Raw genomic sequence first — 16993 nt, 5'->3', positions numbered from 1 at the left:
GAAAATAAAATTAGCCTTGTCCTTAACACCTTGGGACACTTGCACTTTGAGACTTCGCAATTAGCTCGAACTGAACTTAATTATTTTTATTGTTGTTTTTTATTTTTTAGTTCATTCAATATCATTTGATCTTCATCAGATAGATGTAGTAAATCCAACAAATCTTTCCTACGTTCATATGTCCGTTTCAATGATTCTTTCTTTCGCCAACCTATTATATTTGCATGATGCCCAGACAACAATACTTCCGGAACCTTCATCCCACGAAAGTCAGCCGGTCTGGTATAGTGCGGATGCTCCAGTAATCCAGTGGAAAATGAATCTTCTGGTGCAGATTCCGCGTTTCCAAGAACATCTGGCAATAAACGAACCACACTATCAATAACTGCCATTGCACCTAGCTCACCACCGGTCAATACGAAATCTCCTATTGAAATTTCATCTGTTATTAGATGCTTTCTAATCCGTTCATCATAGCCCTCATAATGACCACAAATAAAAACAAGATGGTTCTCTTTCGCCAACTCTTCAGCCTTTTTCTGGTTATATTGCTCTCCCTGAGGGCACATCAGTATGATACGTGGCTGTAATTCATTTTCTTTTGTAATAGCTTGTACCGCATCGAAAATAGGTTGTGGCGTTAATACCATTCCTGCACCGCCGCCATACGGGTAATCATCTACTTTTTGATGTTTATTATCAGCATAATCACGGAAATTCACCAGACTATAACTGAATTTTTTTTTATTATGAGCTTTTTTTAAAATGGATGAATCAAATACTCCGGATATCATTTCTGGAAATAGTGTAAGTACATCAATATGCATTAGTCCAGCAGTCCTTCCATTGGGTCAATAACCACTTTTTTGGATTCTACATCTATTTCTTTAACAATTTCCTCAATATAAGGAATGAGTATATCTTTTCCTTTTGACGATTTTACCACCCATACATCATTTGCACCAGGAGACAATATTTCTTTTATGATCCCTAACTTCTCCTCATTACCTGTAAAAACTTCACATCCAATTATTTCATGATAATAGAATTCATCCTCATCTAATTCAGTAAGCTGATCCTCAGTTATTTTCAAATAGGATCCTTTAAATTGTTCTACATCATTAATGTGATGGAAGCCTTCAAAACGCATCAGATCGAATCCTTTATGTGTACGGTGTGCATCAATTATCAGTTTAACAGGCTGATTATTGCTTTCTACAAGATAAACCATTTCGCCAACAGCAAACCGTTCTTCAAAATCACTAATTCGTAAGACTTTAACTTCTCCGCGTATTCCATGTGTATTAACAATTTTACCTATATTAAACATCTTTTCAGCCATTCTCTTCACCTGCTATTTTTCAATTCGAATAACAACATCATCTTTAATAATAATTGCCTGTTCTCCCATTATCTCATTCCAATGCGATCCTTCAGAAACCTCAACAAGAGCTTCAACTTCTTTTTCGGTTATCTCACTACCTATTTCCAGCATATCTAGTTGTTCAATTTTAAAATCAGCCAGCTTAATTTTTTCTTTCCGATTATTAATTTCCTGCTCGAAACGGTGTGCCACCTCTTGTCTGGAAACACCTGTTTTATTTTGCAGCTTCCGTTGTTCAAACAGAAGTTGTTGACACTCTTGTTCAAGTCGCATTTTATGATTATAAAAATTTTCACGTATTTTTTCTTTACTTTTCTCTGTGACAATTTGTTTGATCAGGACCTTTTTAATTATTTTCATATAACTTCCTCACTCTCACAAAAACGTCTTCAGTATTATTTATTTCAGAGATGTGTAAAAAGGGAAAGGTATCCCCTTTCCCTTACATAATATCCAAATAAATACGTTTTTTTACATCCGTTTTAGCTGCATAAACAACTGTACGGATTGCTTTGGCTATCCGTCCGTTTTTGCCAATAACCTTTCCGACATCTTCCTGGTTTACAGTTAGATGATAAACTATTTTTGTTTCCTCTTCTGTTTCAGTTACAACGATATCTTCCGGATGATCAACTAAGGACGTAACAATAGATTCAATTAGGGCTTTCATGATATCACACTACTTTACTACTTGATTTTTCTGGTCGTGGAATTTTTTCATGATGCCTTCTTTAGAGAAAAGATTGCGAACTGTATCACTTGGTTTTGCACCGTTTGTCATCCAGCTAAGCGCTTTTTCTTCATCGATCTTAACTTCAACCGGGTTAGATACCGGGTTATATGTTCCGATTTGTTCGATTTGACGTCCATCACGAGGAGAACGTGAATCAGCTACAACAATACGATAAAATGGATTTCTTTTAGATCCCATACGTTTCATACGAATTTTAACAGCCATTATTTAGCACCTCCAATAAAAATGTTTTACATTAGAAAACTTGTCATTCGCTATAGGTTAGGCGAATGTCTTAGTTGCTCTTATGCAGATAGGAAACATTTTATACTTTCCTACCTGCCAAGTTTAAATTCTAACAGAAACTTATAAGTCTGTAAAGTGTTTTTCCATTACAACGATAAAATAAATTAACAAACAGGAGACCGATTTTTGTCTAGCTGTGTGTGGGCTAGCGACTACTGTCATAGGCAATTGATACTCGGAGCGCTAAAACCTTGCGCTCTGCGGATCCTATCCTATGCCCTTCGTCGCTGGGCAAACCCGTTTCGCTTTTCTTTATTACATAAACGGAAATTTCATACCTTTTCCTTTTTTGCCTTTTTGCATATTGGTCATTTGCTTCATCATTTTTTTCATTTCCTCGAATTGTTTTAACAATCGATTCACTTGAGATACAGATGTACCAGATCCTTTAGCTATCCGTTTTTTACGGCTTGCATTCATGATACTAGGCTCTTGTCTTTCTTTTTTTGTCATGGATTGAATAATTGCTTCTACATGGACAAGCTGCTTTTCATCCAATTGGGCATTTTTTAACCCTTTCATTTTATTAGCGCCAGGAATCATGCCCATTAAATCATCTAATGGACCCATGTTCTTCACTTGTCCCATTTGCTCTAAAAAGTCATCAAAGGTAAATGACATTGTCCGCATTTTTTCTTCCAGTTCTTTTGCTTGCTTTTCATCCACATTTGATTGTGCCTTTTCAATTAATGATAGCACATCACCCATACCAAGAATGCGTGAGGCCATCCGCTCAGGGTGGAAAACTTCCAGTTCATCAAGCTTTTCACCCATCCCTACAAATTTAATTGGCTTATCTGTTACAGCCTTTATAGATAAAGCTGCACCACCACGTGTATCACCATCCAGTTTCGTTAATATAACCCCTGAAATATCCACCTGTTCATTAAAACTATCTGCAATATTAACTGCATCCTGACCTGTCATCGCATCAACTACTAAGAAAATTTCATCAGGTTTAACGTTGGACTTAATTTGTTGTAGCTCATCCATCAGTTCGTTATCAACATGAAGTCTTCCAGCAGTATCTATAATTACATAGTCATGATGTTCTTCTTTTGCTTGCTCAATTGCCTTTGTTGCGATATCAACAGGATTCACCTCTGTCCCCATTGAAAAAACAGGTAACCCGAGTTGTTCGCCAAGTGTTTCCAACTGCTTAATTGCTGCTGGACGATAAATATCACATGCAACAAGGAGTGGCGAACGATTTTGTTTTTTTCTAAGATGATTTGCCAGTTTACCTGTAGTAGTTGTTTTACCTGCACCCTGTAAACCTACCATCATAATGACAGTTGGCGGGCGATCACTTACAGCAATTTTACTGTGTTCCCCGCCCATTAATGTTGTTAATTCCTCTTTAACCACTTTGATAACCTGTTGACCTGGAGTTAAGCTTTCCATTACTTCCAGACCAAGAGCTCGTTCCTTAATTCGACTAATCAAATCTTTTACTACTTTAAAATTAACATCGGCTTCAAGCAGTGCGAGTCGTACTTCTCGGGTCATTTCTTTTACATCTTGTTCCGAAACTTTCCCTTTGCCTGTGATTTTTTTTATCGTACTTTGCAGGCGGTCGGCCAATCCTTCAAATGCCATAGAAGGTGTCCCCCTAATCTAATTCTTTTAGTTGTTCTATCATTTCCAGCGTTTTATTATTTGTCACTGATTTTTCAATTTGCTCAATAAGTTTCACACGATCCTTAAATTTTTCGTATAAACGTAATTTTTTCTCATAGGATTCAAGCATCGTTTCCGTTCGTTTAATATTGTCATACACTGCTTGTCTTGAAACCTGAAGCAGCTCGGAAATTTCACCAAGTGAATAATCCTCTAAATAATACATTTCCATGTAATTTCGCTGTTTGGGTGTTAGCAATGCTTGATAAAAATCAAATAAATAATTAATCCGTGTTGTCTTTGCTAGCAATCTGCACACCCCTTGTTAAGTGAAATACCTTTACAATCCATAATAACGAATAAAAGGCTTTATTGTCAAGAGCATCTAAGGCCGTTGTTCCTCTTCCAACATGTCAGCAAATAGCCCATAGACAAAGGCATGTGCATTGAATTCCTTTAGATCTTCCATTTGTTCACCCAAGCCTACATATTTCACAGGAATATTTAATTCATTACGAATTGCCAAGACAATACCTCCTTTGGCAGTTCCATCCAATTTTGTTAAAATAATCCCTGAAACGTTTGTGGCTTTTGAAAAAGTTTTAGCTTGGTTTAAGGCGTTTTGTCCAGTGCTCGCATCTAATACAAGCAATACCTCATGTGGAGCTCCAGGTATCTCGCGTTCGATAACTCGCTTCACTTTAGCAAGCTCATTCATTAAATTCACTTTGTTCTGTAATCTTCCTGCTGTATCACAGATTAAGACATCTGCATTACGTGATTTCGCAGCTTTTATTCCATCAAATATAACTGCAGCAGGATCACTACCAGCATCTTGTTTAATAACATCCACTTCTGCCCGCTCACCCCAAACTTCCAACTGCTCGATTGCTCCTGCGCGGAAAGTATCGCCAGCAGCTAAAATGACATTTTTTCCTTGTTGTTTTAAATGATGTGCCAATTTCCCTATCGATGTTGTTTTCCCTACCCCATTAACACCAACTACTAAAATGACAGACAGTTGACCTTTCTTAATGTTTAGTTCTTCCACTTCATCATCACCATAATAAATTTCAACAAGTTTTTCTGAGATAACATCCTTCATTTCTTTTGTATCCTTTATGTTTTGGCGTTTCACTTCCATTTTCAATTCGTCAATTAAATCCATAACAGTCATAACACCAACATCCGCAGATATAAGAACTTCTTCCAGTTCTTCAAAAAAGTCTTCATCCACTTTACGATATTTGGCGATCAAATCATTAATTCTTCCTGAGAATGAATTTCTTGTTTTTTTCATACCTTCTTTATATTTTTCGGAAACTTCTTTGGTTTCTTCATTTTGCTTAAATTTATTTTTTAGTTTTTGTATGAAACTCATTGTTTCGTATTTCCTCCTTAGCTCTAAATTAATTCTTTCGTTTCCTCCAAACGCACAGAAACCAGTCGAGACACACCCGATTCCTGCATTGTAATTCCATATAAAACATCCGCCTCTTCCATTGTACCCTTTCTGTGGGTGATCACAATAAATTGTGTGTTTTCACTATAGAGTTTTACATATTTTGCAAACCTTACCACATTTGCTTCATCAAGTGCTGCCTCTACTTCATCAAGCACACAAAACGGTACAGGCCTGACCCGTAATATAGAAAATAACAAGGCAATCGCTGTTAAGGCACGCTCTCCACCAGAAAGTAAGCCAAGATACTGAAGTTTCTTTCCTGGAGGCTGTGCAATAATTTCCACACCAGTATCTAGTAGATTTTTAGGATCAGTTAATTTTAACTCAGCATGCCCGCCACCGAACAATTGCTGAAAAACTACTGAAAATTCCTCATTGATTTTCGTAAATGTAACATTAAACCGCTTCTGCATTTCCTCATCCATTTCAGCAATAACAGCATACAGCGTTTGTTTTGCTTCAACCAGGTCATTTCTTTGCTCTGTTATGAATGTATACCGTTCAGAAACTCGATCGTATTCATCAATTGCTCCTAGATATACTGTTCCCAGTCGCTCCATACTTTGTTTAAGCTGCTCTACAATAGTTTTTGCTTCTTCTGGATTATCTGCTTTTTTATATGTTTGTTTTGCTTTTTCGTAAGTGATTGTATATTCACTTTGTAAGCGTGACAACCGGTTCTCCAGCTCAACATCCAGACGATTTGCTTTCACTTCTTTATCTTGGATTCTCTTCATAAACAATTGATGCTGTTTATTTTCTTCCTTTATTTCTCTTTCCTGATCCTGTGATAGTTGCGTTCGATTTGATCTTTCTAAACGTTTAGCTTTTATAGAGCTTATTAATACAGATTTTTCCTCTTGTTTTATTTCAATGGAGTGATCTATTTCTTCTTCGGTTTCTTCTGATTGCTTGAATGCAATTAGATCATTTAAATCAGAGCTAAAGCTATCATATTGCTCCTGTAATTCTGACAGCTGAAGCTGAACGGTATTTACTTTCTCTCGTTGATTCCTCACCCGTTCTTTCATTTCTGCAAGTGAGACTTGATTCGTATGTAACGCTTGCTGCAATTGTTCCTTGTTCTCCTTAAATTCTGATTCCTGATTTGTTAGGATATGGATCTCTTTCTTGATTGAATTCAGCTTGCCAGCCAAGTCCTTCAACTCTAGTGTCAATTCTTCATCACGATACTCTAAATCTCCACTATCCTGATTAAATTGCTGTTTCTCTTGATCATATATAGAAAGACTATCATTGACAGATGCTAATTTCATTTCTAGTTCTTTATAGGATGAGTGTAGTTCCTGTAGAGATTGCTGCTCGGAAATTAGTAATTCTTCCTCCTGGTCCAGCTTTTTTTCTATTATAGAAATTTGTTCTTTTTGATGATTTACTTTTTGTTCAAAAGCATTAGCCCTTTCTTTAAAATTCTCTAGCCTTTCTGTTATTTCCTGCAAATCCTTTTCTCTTGTAAATAAAGATTGATTAGTTTTCTTCCCTGCCCCACCAGACATAGAGCCGCCTGGATTAACAACATCCCCATCGAGTGTTACAACACGGTATTTTCTCATAACAAGACTCGCAATTTCATTGGCATCCTTTAATGATTTCGCAATGACGACATGGCCCATTAAATGATTGACTGCTTTTAGGAATAAATCCTTTGTTCTCACTAAATTAGCAGCAATTCCGACGAACCCATCATGATTTTCAATTTTAGTTAAAACGTTATTCAATATAAAGCGTTCTTGGATAGAGGCTAAGGGCAGAAATGTTGCACGTCCGCTATTCGTTTTCTTTAACCATGCGATTGCCTTTCGGGCAGCCTGATCATCTGTCACAACGATATGCTGTGCTTGTCCACCAAGTACCATTTCGATTGCTGTAATGTATTCTTTTGGAACATCAATAAGTTCAATTACCGCACCATGTATTTGCTGCAATTTACTTTCTTCCCGAGCTTTTAGTACTGCTTTTACACCATAAAAGAATCCTTGATAATCCTCTTTCATTTCTTCAAGCATTTCTTTTTTGGACGTAAGCTTTTCGATATATTGATAGCCTTGGTAGAGCTTCGTTTGGGATTCCTGATATCGGCTACGCTCCTGTTCAAGCTTTTGTTTTAACTGCTTAATCAATGATTCTTTTTCAGAGTAGCTTTTTTGTTTGGATAAAAAATCCGATTTAATTTCGTTATACTTATCACTTAAGGCTTCCCGATTAACGATCAGATCCTGAAATCTTTCAGCCTGTTTATCCTTCTTACCGGAAATTTGTTGTAATTGCTGGCTAATCGATTGTTTTTCATTACGTTTTGCAGCCTGCTCATTTAGATATTCAATATACTCCGATTTCATTTCTTCAATTGTATCGGCAATATTTTCCTGATCTACTGTTAATTTATTTTCCAGTTCTGTTACTTTTTGTTTGTTTTCTTGTTTGAGTGCTTGTAAATCAGATAAATGCTTCTTTTCTTTTACAAGTTCAGCATGCAACTCGTCAATGCTGACTGCAGCTTCCTCTTTACTAGATTCAAGCTTTTGTTTATTTTCTGCAAAATGCTTGGTCTTTTCAGTGAGCAATTGTTTCTTACCTTCATCTTTTTCAAGCTGCTGCGTAATTATTAATAAATTTGATTGCAATTCTTCTATTGCAGTATCAAGCTTTTGTATATTCTGACGTTCATTTTCTAATGCTGTTTCTTTCTTTTGAGCCTGTGTTTTGAGGTTAATTTCTTCCACTTTTTCTTTTTCTAATTCACTTAATAATGTTTGCCACCTGTTATGGAGTACCTCAATCTCAGCTATCAGATAGGAAATTTCGTTTTCTTTTAATTGCTCTTTTAACTCCAGGTATTTCTTCGCTGTTTCCGCCTGCTCTTTTAGTGGATTTATTTGTTGTTCTATTTCATGAATGATATCTTCCACTCGGTTTAAGTTTTCCTGTGTTTCTGAAAGCTTATATTCAGCTTTTTTCTTACGCTGTTTATATTTTAAAACTCCTGCTGCTTCCTCAAAAATAGTCCGTCTTTCTTCCGCCTTTGAGCTTAATATTTCCTCTACCTTACCTTGACTTATAATAGAAAAAGCTTCTCGGCCAAGTCCGGAGTCCATAAATAAATCAATAATATCCTTCAAACGACAGGATTGTTTATTAATATAAAATTCACTGTCTCCTGAACGGTAAACACGTCTTGTTATACTAATTTCTGCATAATCAAGTGGTAATTTACTATCGTGATTATCCAGTACCAGTGTGACTTCAGCAACATTCAAAGCTTTTCTGGAATCACTGCCTTGGAATATGATATCTTCCATTTTAGTGCCTCGTAATGATTTAGCTGATTGTTCCCCAAGCACCCAGCGGATCGCATCGGTTATATTGCTTTTCCCACTCCCATTCGGGCCAACCACTGCTGTTACACCTGGCACAAACTCGACATTAATCCTCTCAGCAAATGATTTAAACCCAACACTTTCTAACCGTTTTAAATACATAGACATTCTCCTAATTATAAAAAAACCTATTCCTTTAGCATGTTCTCTGATTAATTGTAATACAAATATAATTTGGCTTTTTAACGCATTTATTTTATCATAAAGAAGAAAACAAAAGAAGTGCAGAACATATAGACTCATTAAGTTTTGCTTTATTTTTAAAATTTGAAGGGGTGTAGAGATGAATTTAGAATATCCGTCACAGGAAAATTTAAAGATTATACTAAATGAATTAGCGGATCGATTAGCTGTTGTTAATCGAACAATTATGGATCCGGAAGATTATGATTTGGAAAAATATGATGAGTTGAAATTTATGTATGATATGATTAAGCAAAAAGGGCGTTTAAGTGCGTCAGAAACACAGGCATTTATTGATGAGTTACGGTCTGTGAGGAAAGCACAATAAATATGTTGCAAAATAGAGGATAAAATACTTTTTTCTCAATTTTGCATGAGCTTTTAACTTAAAAATTCCTCTTAACACAGACTGAACTAGGCTCTTATTAAAAAATATTTATTTCTAAATAACTCAACTTTCGCAGCGTAAAATGAACACATAAGTCTTGAAGGAATAAGGAAGGCTGAAAATACACTACTCGAGTTGACTTTGGTTTAACGGTTCGTATTTGCTATAAGATGTGTAACAAGTTAGAAGGCAGAAATGTGCTATAATGCCGCTGCGGAAATACATGTCGCTTTCCGTGGGCGGCTTGATGAGCCTCCTCGAGCTAACGCTCTGTGGGGTCTCATCAAGGCCTCTGCTCCCACAGGAGTCTCCATGTATTTCCTCCGCTGATTTTTAATTTTTTCTTTTGTATTCACTGTAATGCAATGCTTAACAATCAATGTTGCACTGTACCAGCATTTGATTGGAGCGGAGGGCAGTTGACTCCTGCGGGAAAAGCACGAGTCTGAAGACCCCGCAGGAAGTGGTTTTCTTCCGAGGAGGCTGAGGCCGTGCCCGCGGAAAGCAACTGCCCGCTGCGGAAATCAAATGCGGCAGTAATTGCACATTTTATACTTGTGTGTACAACGATCTTTTATGTTTATCAAGGTTGTCAAGCCAACAATTAGAAACATTTTGGGTTGATCAAAGTTAACTGTTTGAGCTAATTTTATTAGTGCGAAAGTTGAGTAAAGAATAATTATTTCCTGCTTTGATTCATTTTTGCAATATCTAAAAGCATTGAACAATAAGGAGAACAACATGATTCTTACATGATATTTGTGGAATTGACAGCAAATGCTTTAGGCTAATCATTCATACTAGAATAAAAAGGCTGCAATCGAAGCACAGCCTTTTTATTATGTTCATTTAATCATTAAACGTATCCAATGCTTGCTTTGCAGCTCGTTGTTCTGCTTCCTTCTTTGTTCGACCTACTCCAATACCTTTTGTATCATCTTTAATAATCACATGGGCTACAAATTCCTTATCGTGAGAAGGTCCTTTTTCTTCTACAATTTTATACTCAACCGTTTGATCTTTATATTGTTGAACTAATTCCTGCAGTTGACTTTTATAATCCATCGCATGAGAAAAAGCACCTGTTGTTATTTTCGGAAAAACTTGCTGTTCTAGAAACTGGAGAGCCGTATCATAGCCTTGATCTAAATATAATGCTCCAAGAAATGCTTCAAAAACATCTGCCAAAAGTGCCGGCCGATCACGTCCCCCTGTTAGTTCTTCACCTTTTCCCAGTAGAATATGATCTCCAAAATTAAGATCCTGGGCAAAATTAACCAGTGAAGGCTCACAAACGATGGAAGCACGCAATTTAGTCATTTCTCCTTCAGGCATTGTAGTGTTTTTTCGATATAAATATTGAGAAACGCCCAATTCCAATACGGCATCACCTAGAAATTCCAATCGTTCATTATCCGAAAATACTTCTTTTCGATGCTCATTCACATAGGATGAATGTGTAAACGCCTGTTTTAATAGTGTATAGTTGTTAAATTTAATATCAAGCTGATTTTCCAATTGTGTCACATTCATGCACAATGCCACCTCTACTTCAAAGTATATATGGAAAGCCTCGCTGGATGCGAGACTTTTTTTTTACACTATTCCTGAGTACTGTTTATGTAATTAACAGCATCACCAACAGTATTTATTTTTTCTGCTTCTTCATCAGCAATTTCCATATCAAATTCATCCTCAAGCTCCATAACAAGCTCAACAACGTCTAGGGAATCAGCTTCAAGATCATCTTTAAAAGATGCTTCCATAGTAACTTTCGATTCCTCTACATCAAGACGTTCAACGATAATAGCTTTCACACGATCAAACACATCTGCCATCATACCTCACCTCCCTTCAAGTAGTATAGAGGATTCCTATTAAAAATCCTATTAAAAAGCAATCGCATTCACTTTTCTGTCTAGTATCGCATGAGCTAGCGACTACTGTCATAGGCAATAGACACTCCGAGCGTGGACTTACAGGATGTAGGTCAGTTCGACGTTGCCACAAGACGTGGCAGTCTTAGTCGAACTTCCTTAATCATGAGCTATACAGTCTCTTACCTATGCCCTACGTCGCTGGACAAACCCGCCATACTTTTTTACTACATTACCATTCCACCATCGATGTGAATGGTTTGACCTGTTATGTAATTTGCATCTTCTGAAGCGAGGAAGCGTACTACTTTTGCTACATCCTCGGCTTCACCTAGTTTAGCCAGTGGAATTAATTCAAGTATGCCTTTTCTTTGTTCATCAGTTAATTGATCTGTCATATCTGTTGAAATAAAGCCAGGTGCTACAGCGTTAACCAGAATATTTCGTGACGCCAACTCTTTTGCTGTCGATTTGGTTAATCCAATCACTCCTGCTTTTGCTGCAACATAATTTGCCTGTCCTGGATTGCCACTAACTCCAACAATAGATGCCACATTTACGATTCTTCCCGACTTCTGCTTCATCATTTGTCTTGTAACAGCTTTTGTACAGACAAAAACACCTTTTAGATTTGTGTTAATAACCTGATCAAATTCCTCTTCTTTCATCCGCATTAACAGGTTGTCCCGTGTTACACCAGCATTGTTTACAAGGATATCCAGACTGCCAAACCTGCTGATTACTTGCTTCACCATTTCCTTTACATTCGACTCATTGGCAACGTCTGCCTGTACTTTAAACGCCTTTACACCCAGTTGTTCAATCTCCTCAACAACCATTTGTGCCTTGTTTTCATTTCCAGCATAATTAACCACTACATTCACACCTTGCTTTGCTAACTCCAATGCAATTGATCGTCCGATTCCACGTGATGCACCTGTTACCAAAGCATTTTTACCTTTTAACATTAGGAGTCCTCCTTAAACCATGAAATAAATTCATTCATTGAGTCTTTATCCTGAACCGCAAACGTCTCTACATTACGATCAATTTTTTTCAATAAGCCTGATAATACTTTTCCATTTCCTACTTCCACAAAAGCATCAACACCTTCATCAATCATATGTCGAATTGATTGTTCAAATCGAACCGGTGAATATAATTGTTTAAGCAGTAGGTCTTTGATCTCCTCACTTTCACTTACTGGCAAAGCGGAGACATTTGCATAGACTGGGATACTCGCATTTTTAATATCAACTTTATTTAGATATTCAGCAAATTGCTCATTTGCGGATTTCATTAATCTGGAATGAAATGGGCCACTAACATTTAGTGGTAGAACACGTTTAGCACCATGCTCTTTTAATAAAGATGCGGCCTGTTCAATTCCTTCAACAGAACCAGAAATAACAATTTGACCTGGACAATTTAAATTAGCAATATCAACAATTTTACCTGATACCTCTTGCAATGCTTTATCTATTTCTTCCTCACTTAAACCTAAAACAGCTGCCATTGTACCCTGACCTTTAGGAAATGCTTCTTCCATTAATTTTCCGCGAGTTGCAACTAGTGGTAATGCTTTATCCAAAGATATGGACCCTGCTGCAACCAACGCACTATATTCACCAAGACTATGTCCTACCGTCATTATTGGCTGAATTTCTTCTTTTAAAAGTAATGTTTGTATTGCTATGCTTGAAAGTAATAATGCAGGCTGTGCGTTTTCGGTTTCTGTTAACTCTTCTTTTGGTCCCTCAAACATGATCTTGGTTATATCTTTATTCAAGGCTAAATTCGCCTCTTGAAAAAGCTCTTTAATATCTGAATAATTATCATAAAATTCCTTACCCATACCAACAGCTTGAGAGCCTTGCCCTGGAAACATAAAGGCTACTTTTTTCATCTTCGTTCACTCCTTTTCAAATTGAATCGATTCAACTGTAGCTTTGATTGTATCTGTTACGTTATGTTCAACCATATGACAAGCTTGTTTAATTGCATTATAAACAGCCCTTCGATTGGAGGAACCATGTGCTTTGATCACAGGGGCAGCCAGTCCAAATAAACCCGCCCCTCCATATTCAGAGTAGTCTAATTTACCCTTCAAACCCTTTAAATCATTTTTCACCATTCCTGCTGCAAACTTCGTTTTCATTGAGGCCATAAATGTTTCTTTTAGCATCGAAAACATTGTCATTGCCGTTCCTTCGATAGTTTTTAATGCAATATTTCCACTAAAACCATCTGTAACTACAACGTCAGCTACACCACTTAGAATATTGCGTGCTTCTACATTCCCAATAAAATTAATTGGCGCCTTTTTCATTTGCAAAAATGCCTTTTTCGTAAGATCATTTCCTTTACCATCTTCTGTACCAACATTCAGTAATCCCACCGTAGGATTTTTGATGGATCGAACCTTTTCTACATAAATGGATCCCATAACCCCGTATTGAACTAAATGATTCGGTTTTGCATCCACATTTGCGCCAACATCCAAAAATAAAAAGCCGTTACCGTCTATTGTTGGCAGTGTAGGGCTTAGTGCGGGACGGTCGATTCCTGGAATTCTTCCAATAACAAATAATCCGGCACCCATTAATGCCCCCGTATTTCCAGCTGAGATACAAGCATCTGCCTTGTTATCTTTTACTTCCTGTGCCATTAACACAAGTGATGCATTCTTTTTACGGCGCACAGCACGGACGGGTTCATCATCACTGGTAATTACCACATCTGTATGGATAATATCAATATTACTTTCATCCGTTAAATATTCTTTTATTTTAGTTTCATCACCAATTAATGTAATATGTAAATTTTCTATTTGGGAAATAGCATCCATTGCACCAAGCACAATTTCTTTTGGCGCATGATCGCCTCCCATGGCATCTATTGCTAATCTCATGTGATTTTTCCACCTTTATTTTCGTTTGATTGGTACATATGAAATAATCCTGTAAAGACAAGCTCATTCTCTACAAAACTATCCACCTCTACAACCGTCAGACCTTTATCATTTTTTCCCTTAACAGATGCTTTTGCAACAACACGTTCCCCTTCAATTACCTGTCTTGTAAACTTAAGCTCTGTTTTCGCTGTTAAGGCGAGCTCATCATTGATAACTGCTACAGCTAGTGAATTCGCTTGGGCAAACAAATGATGACCACGAGCTATTTTATTTCTGGAAAAAACTAAATCTGAACTAATATCTAGAATCGAAATGGCACGAACATCCAATTCCAAATCGATCACTTCACCAATCACTTCCTCCAAAGGCAATGCTTTCACTGTTTCAATCCATTGATTATTTGCTACGGTTTTAATTCGCTCACGCAACTCAGGAATAGAAAGCTCCAGCCGGTCAAGACGAATGGTCTGGATGCTGACAGAAAAATTTTTCGCAAGTTCTTCATCGGTTATAAAGGGGGTTTGTTCAATCGTATCTTTTAATAAACGTTGACGTTCTACTTTTGTTCGTTTCATCTAGGCACCATCCACACGATTAAATCCAATATTTTAAAGGGTTGTTCATTTTATGACTTGGTACTAATAGTAATATATAATACCACCTTTATTTATGCAAGTGATCTTTTTAATCGAGTTTGTCTGTTAAGTTGATGTCATTTTTCAGCTGCTTTTGCAATTGATAAAATTCTGGATCCACTTTCAGCAGATTGGATTCAATTATTTCCTGTGCATCTTTACGTGCTGTTTCCAGCGCTCTATAATCATGGACCATATCAGCGACTTTAAATTCAGGCACACCACTTTGTTTTTTACCAAAAAAGTCTCCCGGCCCCCGCAATTTTAAATCCTGCTCAGACAACTCAAAGCCATTCGCTGTTTCAGTCATAATCCGCATTCTTTCTTTCCCTATATCACTCTTAGGATCAGCTATTAGAATACAATAGCTCTGTTTGTCTCCTCTTCCAACCCTTCCTCTTAATTGATGGAGCTGTGACAGACCAAACCGTTCTGCATCATAAATCACCATAATGGTTGCATTTGGTACGTTTACACCTACCTCTACTACTGTTGTTGACACGAGAACTTGAATTTCATTTGCTGCAAATTGCTCCATCACATTTTCCTTATCACCTGCTGGAAGTTTTCCATGCATCAATCCAACCTTAACGTCTGGTGGATAATATTCCTGTAGTTGATGAAATAAATCCACCGCATTTTGTATATCAAGCTTATCAGACTCTTCAATAAGTGGACAGATAATATATGCTTGTTCACCTAATTCAATTTGCTTTTCAATAAAATCGAGGACACGCTCAAACGTATTTTCTCTGGTCCAATACGTCTCTATCTCTTTTCTCCCCACTGGCATCTCATTAATTACAGATACATCCATATCTCCAAATGCAGTAATTGCCAATGTTCGAGGAATTGGTGTAGCTGTCATAAACAAGACATCTGGTTGAAGACCTTTATTCCTTAATGTTCGACGCTGCTCAACTCCAAATCGGTGCTGCTCATCAACAATGACAATGCCTAAATCATTAAAAAAGACATCATCCTGGATTAATGCATGTGTTCCTATAACAATATCAACCTCATTTTTTTCAATTGCAAAAACCATTTCTTTTCTCTTTTTACCTTTAACTGATCCAGTTAATAACACAATATTTGCTTGATCACCAAAGGTTTCCGTTAATGATTGATAATGCTGTTCCGCTAAAATTTCAGTCGGTACCATCAAGGCACCTTGCTTACCTGCAGTAATCGAAGCATACAAACAAATGGCAGCAACTGCTGTTTTTCCAGAACCTACATCACCTTGCAGAAGTCTATTCATTCTAAAAGGGGATTTCATATCTGATAAAATCTGATTCAATGATTTTTCCTGGGCATTTGTTAACGGGAATGGAAATAGATGGATAAACTTCTTTATTTTGGCCGGATCAAAGTGTTGAGCATTACCTTCAGTAGCTTCACGTTTTATTTTTCTAATTAACTGCATCTTAAGCTGGAATAATAAAAATTCTTCATATGTAAATCTTCTCCGTGCATGCTTTAATTCCATTCTACTTGCCGGAAAGTGCATATTTTTCAAAGCATTTATTCGATTAGGTATTTTATATGCTGTTAAATACCTTTTTGGCAACACTTCAATTATTTCACCTGCATAATCTTTTATTGTATTTTGTATCACTTTCTTTAGTTTAAAATTAGTTATATCACCTTTAACGGAGTACATGGGTTGAAGCTGTGCCTGATCTTCCGCTTGTCCCATAACATAATTGCTAACTGTAATCTGAAGGCGGTTTACATCCCACTTACCAGTTAATGTAATAATATCTCCAGGATTAATATGTTTTTTGGCAAAAGCACGATTAAACATCACTGCTTTTACTGCAACGTTTTCTACTTCTACAGTAAATGAGAGTCTTGACTTTTTCTTGCTATAAAAAGCGAGGGAAGGTTCATGTATAACCCTTCCCTCAATGGTTACTTTATCTTCATGAATTAATTCGCTTAGTGGCTTAATTTCAAATACTTCATACCGATATGGGAAATAATTCAACAAGTCGTCTACCGTAAAAATATTTAATGATGCTAAATCCTCGGCAAATTTCTCCCCTATGCCCTTTATTGTTGTTACAGGGTCGCTTAGCATGTTACAT

Annotated in this window: 17 protein-coding genes; 1 reads left to right on the top strand and 16 read right to left on the bottom strand. The window is 36.9% G+C overall.

Annotation, left to right across the window (positions count from 1 at the left end; genetic code table 11):
- Nucleotides 1-86 precede the first annotated feature (86 nt).
- The 9 genes from trmD to smc form a co-directional block, all read right to left on the bottom strand.
- A complete protein-coding gene (gene trmD / locus AC6HVZ_RS01665; protein ID WP_497556385.1) occupies nucleotides 87-827 on the bottom strand; it encodes a tRNA (guanosine(37)-N1)-methyltransferase TrmD in 741 nt (246 codons plus the stop codon).
- On the bottom strand, nucleotides 827-1342 hold the full coding sequence (rimM, locus tag AC6HVZ_RS01660) for a ribosome maturation factor RimM (protein WP_497556384.1): 516 nt from the start codon (nucleotides 1340-1342) through the stop codon (nucleotides 827-829). Before rimM ends, trmD begins: the two co-directional genes overlap by 1 nt.
- Nucleotides 1343-1354: 12 nt before the next feature.
- Nucleotides 1355-1744, bottom strand: a complete 390-nt coding sequence (locus AC6HVZ_RS01655; RefSeq protein ID WP_497556383.1) for a YlqD family protein — start codon at nucleotides 1742-1744, stop codon at nucleotides 1355-1357.
- Between the two features lie 82 nt (nucleotides 1745-1826).
- Nucleotides 1827-2054: a KH domain-containing protein gene (locus AC6HVZ_RS01650; RefSeq protein WP_497556382.1), complete on the bottom strand. Its 228-nt coding sequence runs from the start codon at nucleotides 2052-2054 to the stop codon at nucleotides 1827-1829.
- A gap of 9 nt (nucleotides 2055-2063) precedes the next feature.
- On the bottom strand, nucleotides 2064-2342 hold the full coding sequence (rpsP, locus tag AC6HVZ_RS01645) for a 30S ribosomal protein S16 (RefSeq protein WP_497556381.1): 279 nt from the start codon (nucleotides 2340-2342) through the stop codon (nucleotides 2064-2066).
- A 336-nt stretch (nucleotides 2343-2678) separates the two neighbouring features.
- Entirely contained in the window at nucleotides 2679-4022 is a 1344-nt protein-coding gene (gene ffh, locus AC6HVZ_RS01640; protein WP_497556380.1) for a signal recognition particle protein, read from the bottom strand.
- 13 nt (nucleotides 4023-4035) lie between these two features.
- Complete coding sequence (locus AC6HVZ_RS01635; RefSeq protein WP_497556379.1) at nucleotides 4036-4353, bottom strand: putative DNA-binding protein; 318 nt, start codon at nucleotides 4351-4353, stop codon at nucleotides 4036-4038.
- Between the two features lie 75 nt (nucleotides 4354-4428).
- Nucleotides 4429-5424, bottom strand: a complete 996-nt coding sequence (ftsY, locus tag AC6HVZ_RS01630; protein WP_497556378.1) for a signal recognition particle-docking protein FtsY — start codon at nucleotides 5422-5424, stop codon at nucleotides 4429-4431.
- 23 nt (nucleotides 5425-5447) lie between these two features.
- Nucleotides 5448-9008, bottom strand: a complete 3561-nt coding sequence (gene smc / locus AC6HVZ_RS01625) for a chromosome segregation protein SMC (RefSeq protein WP_497556377.1) — start codon at nucleotides 9006-9008, stop codon at nucleotides 5448-5450.
- A gap of 181 nt (nucleotides 9009-9189) precedes the next feature.
- Here smc and AC6HVZ_RS01620 point away from each other — a divergent pair, with 181 nt between their 5' ends.
- Nucleotides 9190-9417, top strand: coding sequence for a DUF1128 domain-containing protein (locus AC6HVZ_RS01620; RefSeq protein WP_497556376.1), 228 nt, complete (start codon nucleotides 9190-9192; stop codon nucleotides 9415-9417).
- Between the two features lie 909 nt (nucleotides 9418-10326).
- On the opposite strand, the gene rnc is transcribed toward AC6HVZ_RS01620, so the two are convergent.
- From rnc to recG, 7 genes are all read right to left on the bottom strand, one after another.
- On the bottom strand, nucleotides 10327-11010 hold the full coding sequence (rnc, locus tag AC6HVZ_RS01615) for a ribonuclease III (protein ID WP_497556375.1): 684 nt from the start codon (nucleotides 11008-11010) through the stop codon (nucleotides 10327-10329).
- 68 nt (nucleotides 11011-11078) lie between these two features.
- On the bottom strand, nucleotides 11079-11315 hold the full coding sequence (gene acpP / locus AC6HVZ_RS01610) for an acyl carrier protein (protein WP_497556374.1): 237 nt from the start codon (nucleotides 11313-11315) through the stop codon (nucleotides 11079-11081).
- Nucleotides 11316-11581: 266 nt separating this feature from the next.
- Complete coding sequence (fabG, locus tag AC6HVZ_RS01605) at nucleotides 11582-12322, bottom strand: 3-oxoacyl-[acyl-carrier-protein] reductase (RefSeq protein ID WP_497556373.1); 741 nt, start codon at nucleotides 12320-12322, stop codon at nucleotides 11582-11584.
- Complete coding sequence (gene fabD / locus AC6HVZ_RS01600) at nucleotides 12322-13260, bottom strand: ACP S-malonyltransferase (RefSeq protein ID WP_497556372.1); 939 nt, start codon at nucleotides 13258-13260, stop codon at nucleotides 12322-12324. Before fabD ends, fabG begins: the two co-directional genes overlap by 1 nt.
- Before the next feature lie 6 nt (nucleotides 13261-13266).
- Nucleotides 13267-14265, bottom strand: coding sequence for a phosphate acyltransferase PlsX (gene plsX, locus AC6HVZ_RS01595; RefSeq protein ID WP_497556371.1), 999 nt, complete (start codon nucleotides 14263-14265; stop codon nucleotides 13267-13269).
- Complete coding sequence (gene fapR / locus AC6HVZ_RS01590) at nucleotides 14262-14843, bottom strand: transcription factor FapR (RefSeq protein WP_497556370.1); 582 nt, start codon at nucleotides 14841-14843, stop codon at nucleotides 14262-14264. The genes plsX and fapR overlap by 4 nt, the downstream gene beginning before the upstream one ends.
- A gap of 109 nt (nucleotides 14844-14952) precedes the next feature.
- Nucleotides 14953-16986 carry an ATP-dependent DNA helicase RecG gene (gene recG, locus AC6HVZ_RS01585; RefSeq protein ID WP_497556369.1) on the bottom strand — a complete coding sequence of 678 codons (2034 nt, stop codon included), beginning with the start codon at nucleotides 16984-16986 and terminating at the stop codon, nucleotides 14953-14955.
- Nucleotides 16987-16993 lie beyond the last annotated feature (7 nt).

The organism is Oceanobacillus sp. NCCP-135 (assembly GCF_059698015.1).
Note: the sequence above shows the minus strand (reverse complement) of the source record. Positions and strands in the feature narration are given on the sequence as shown.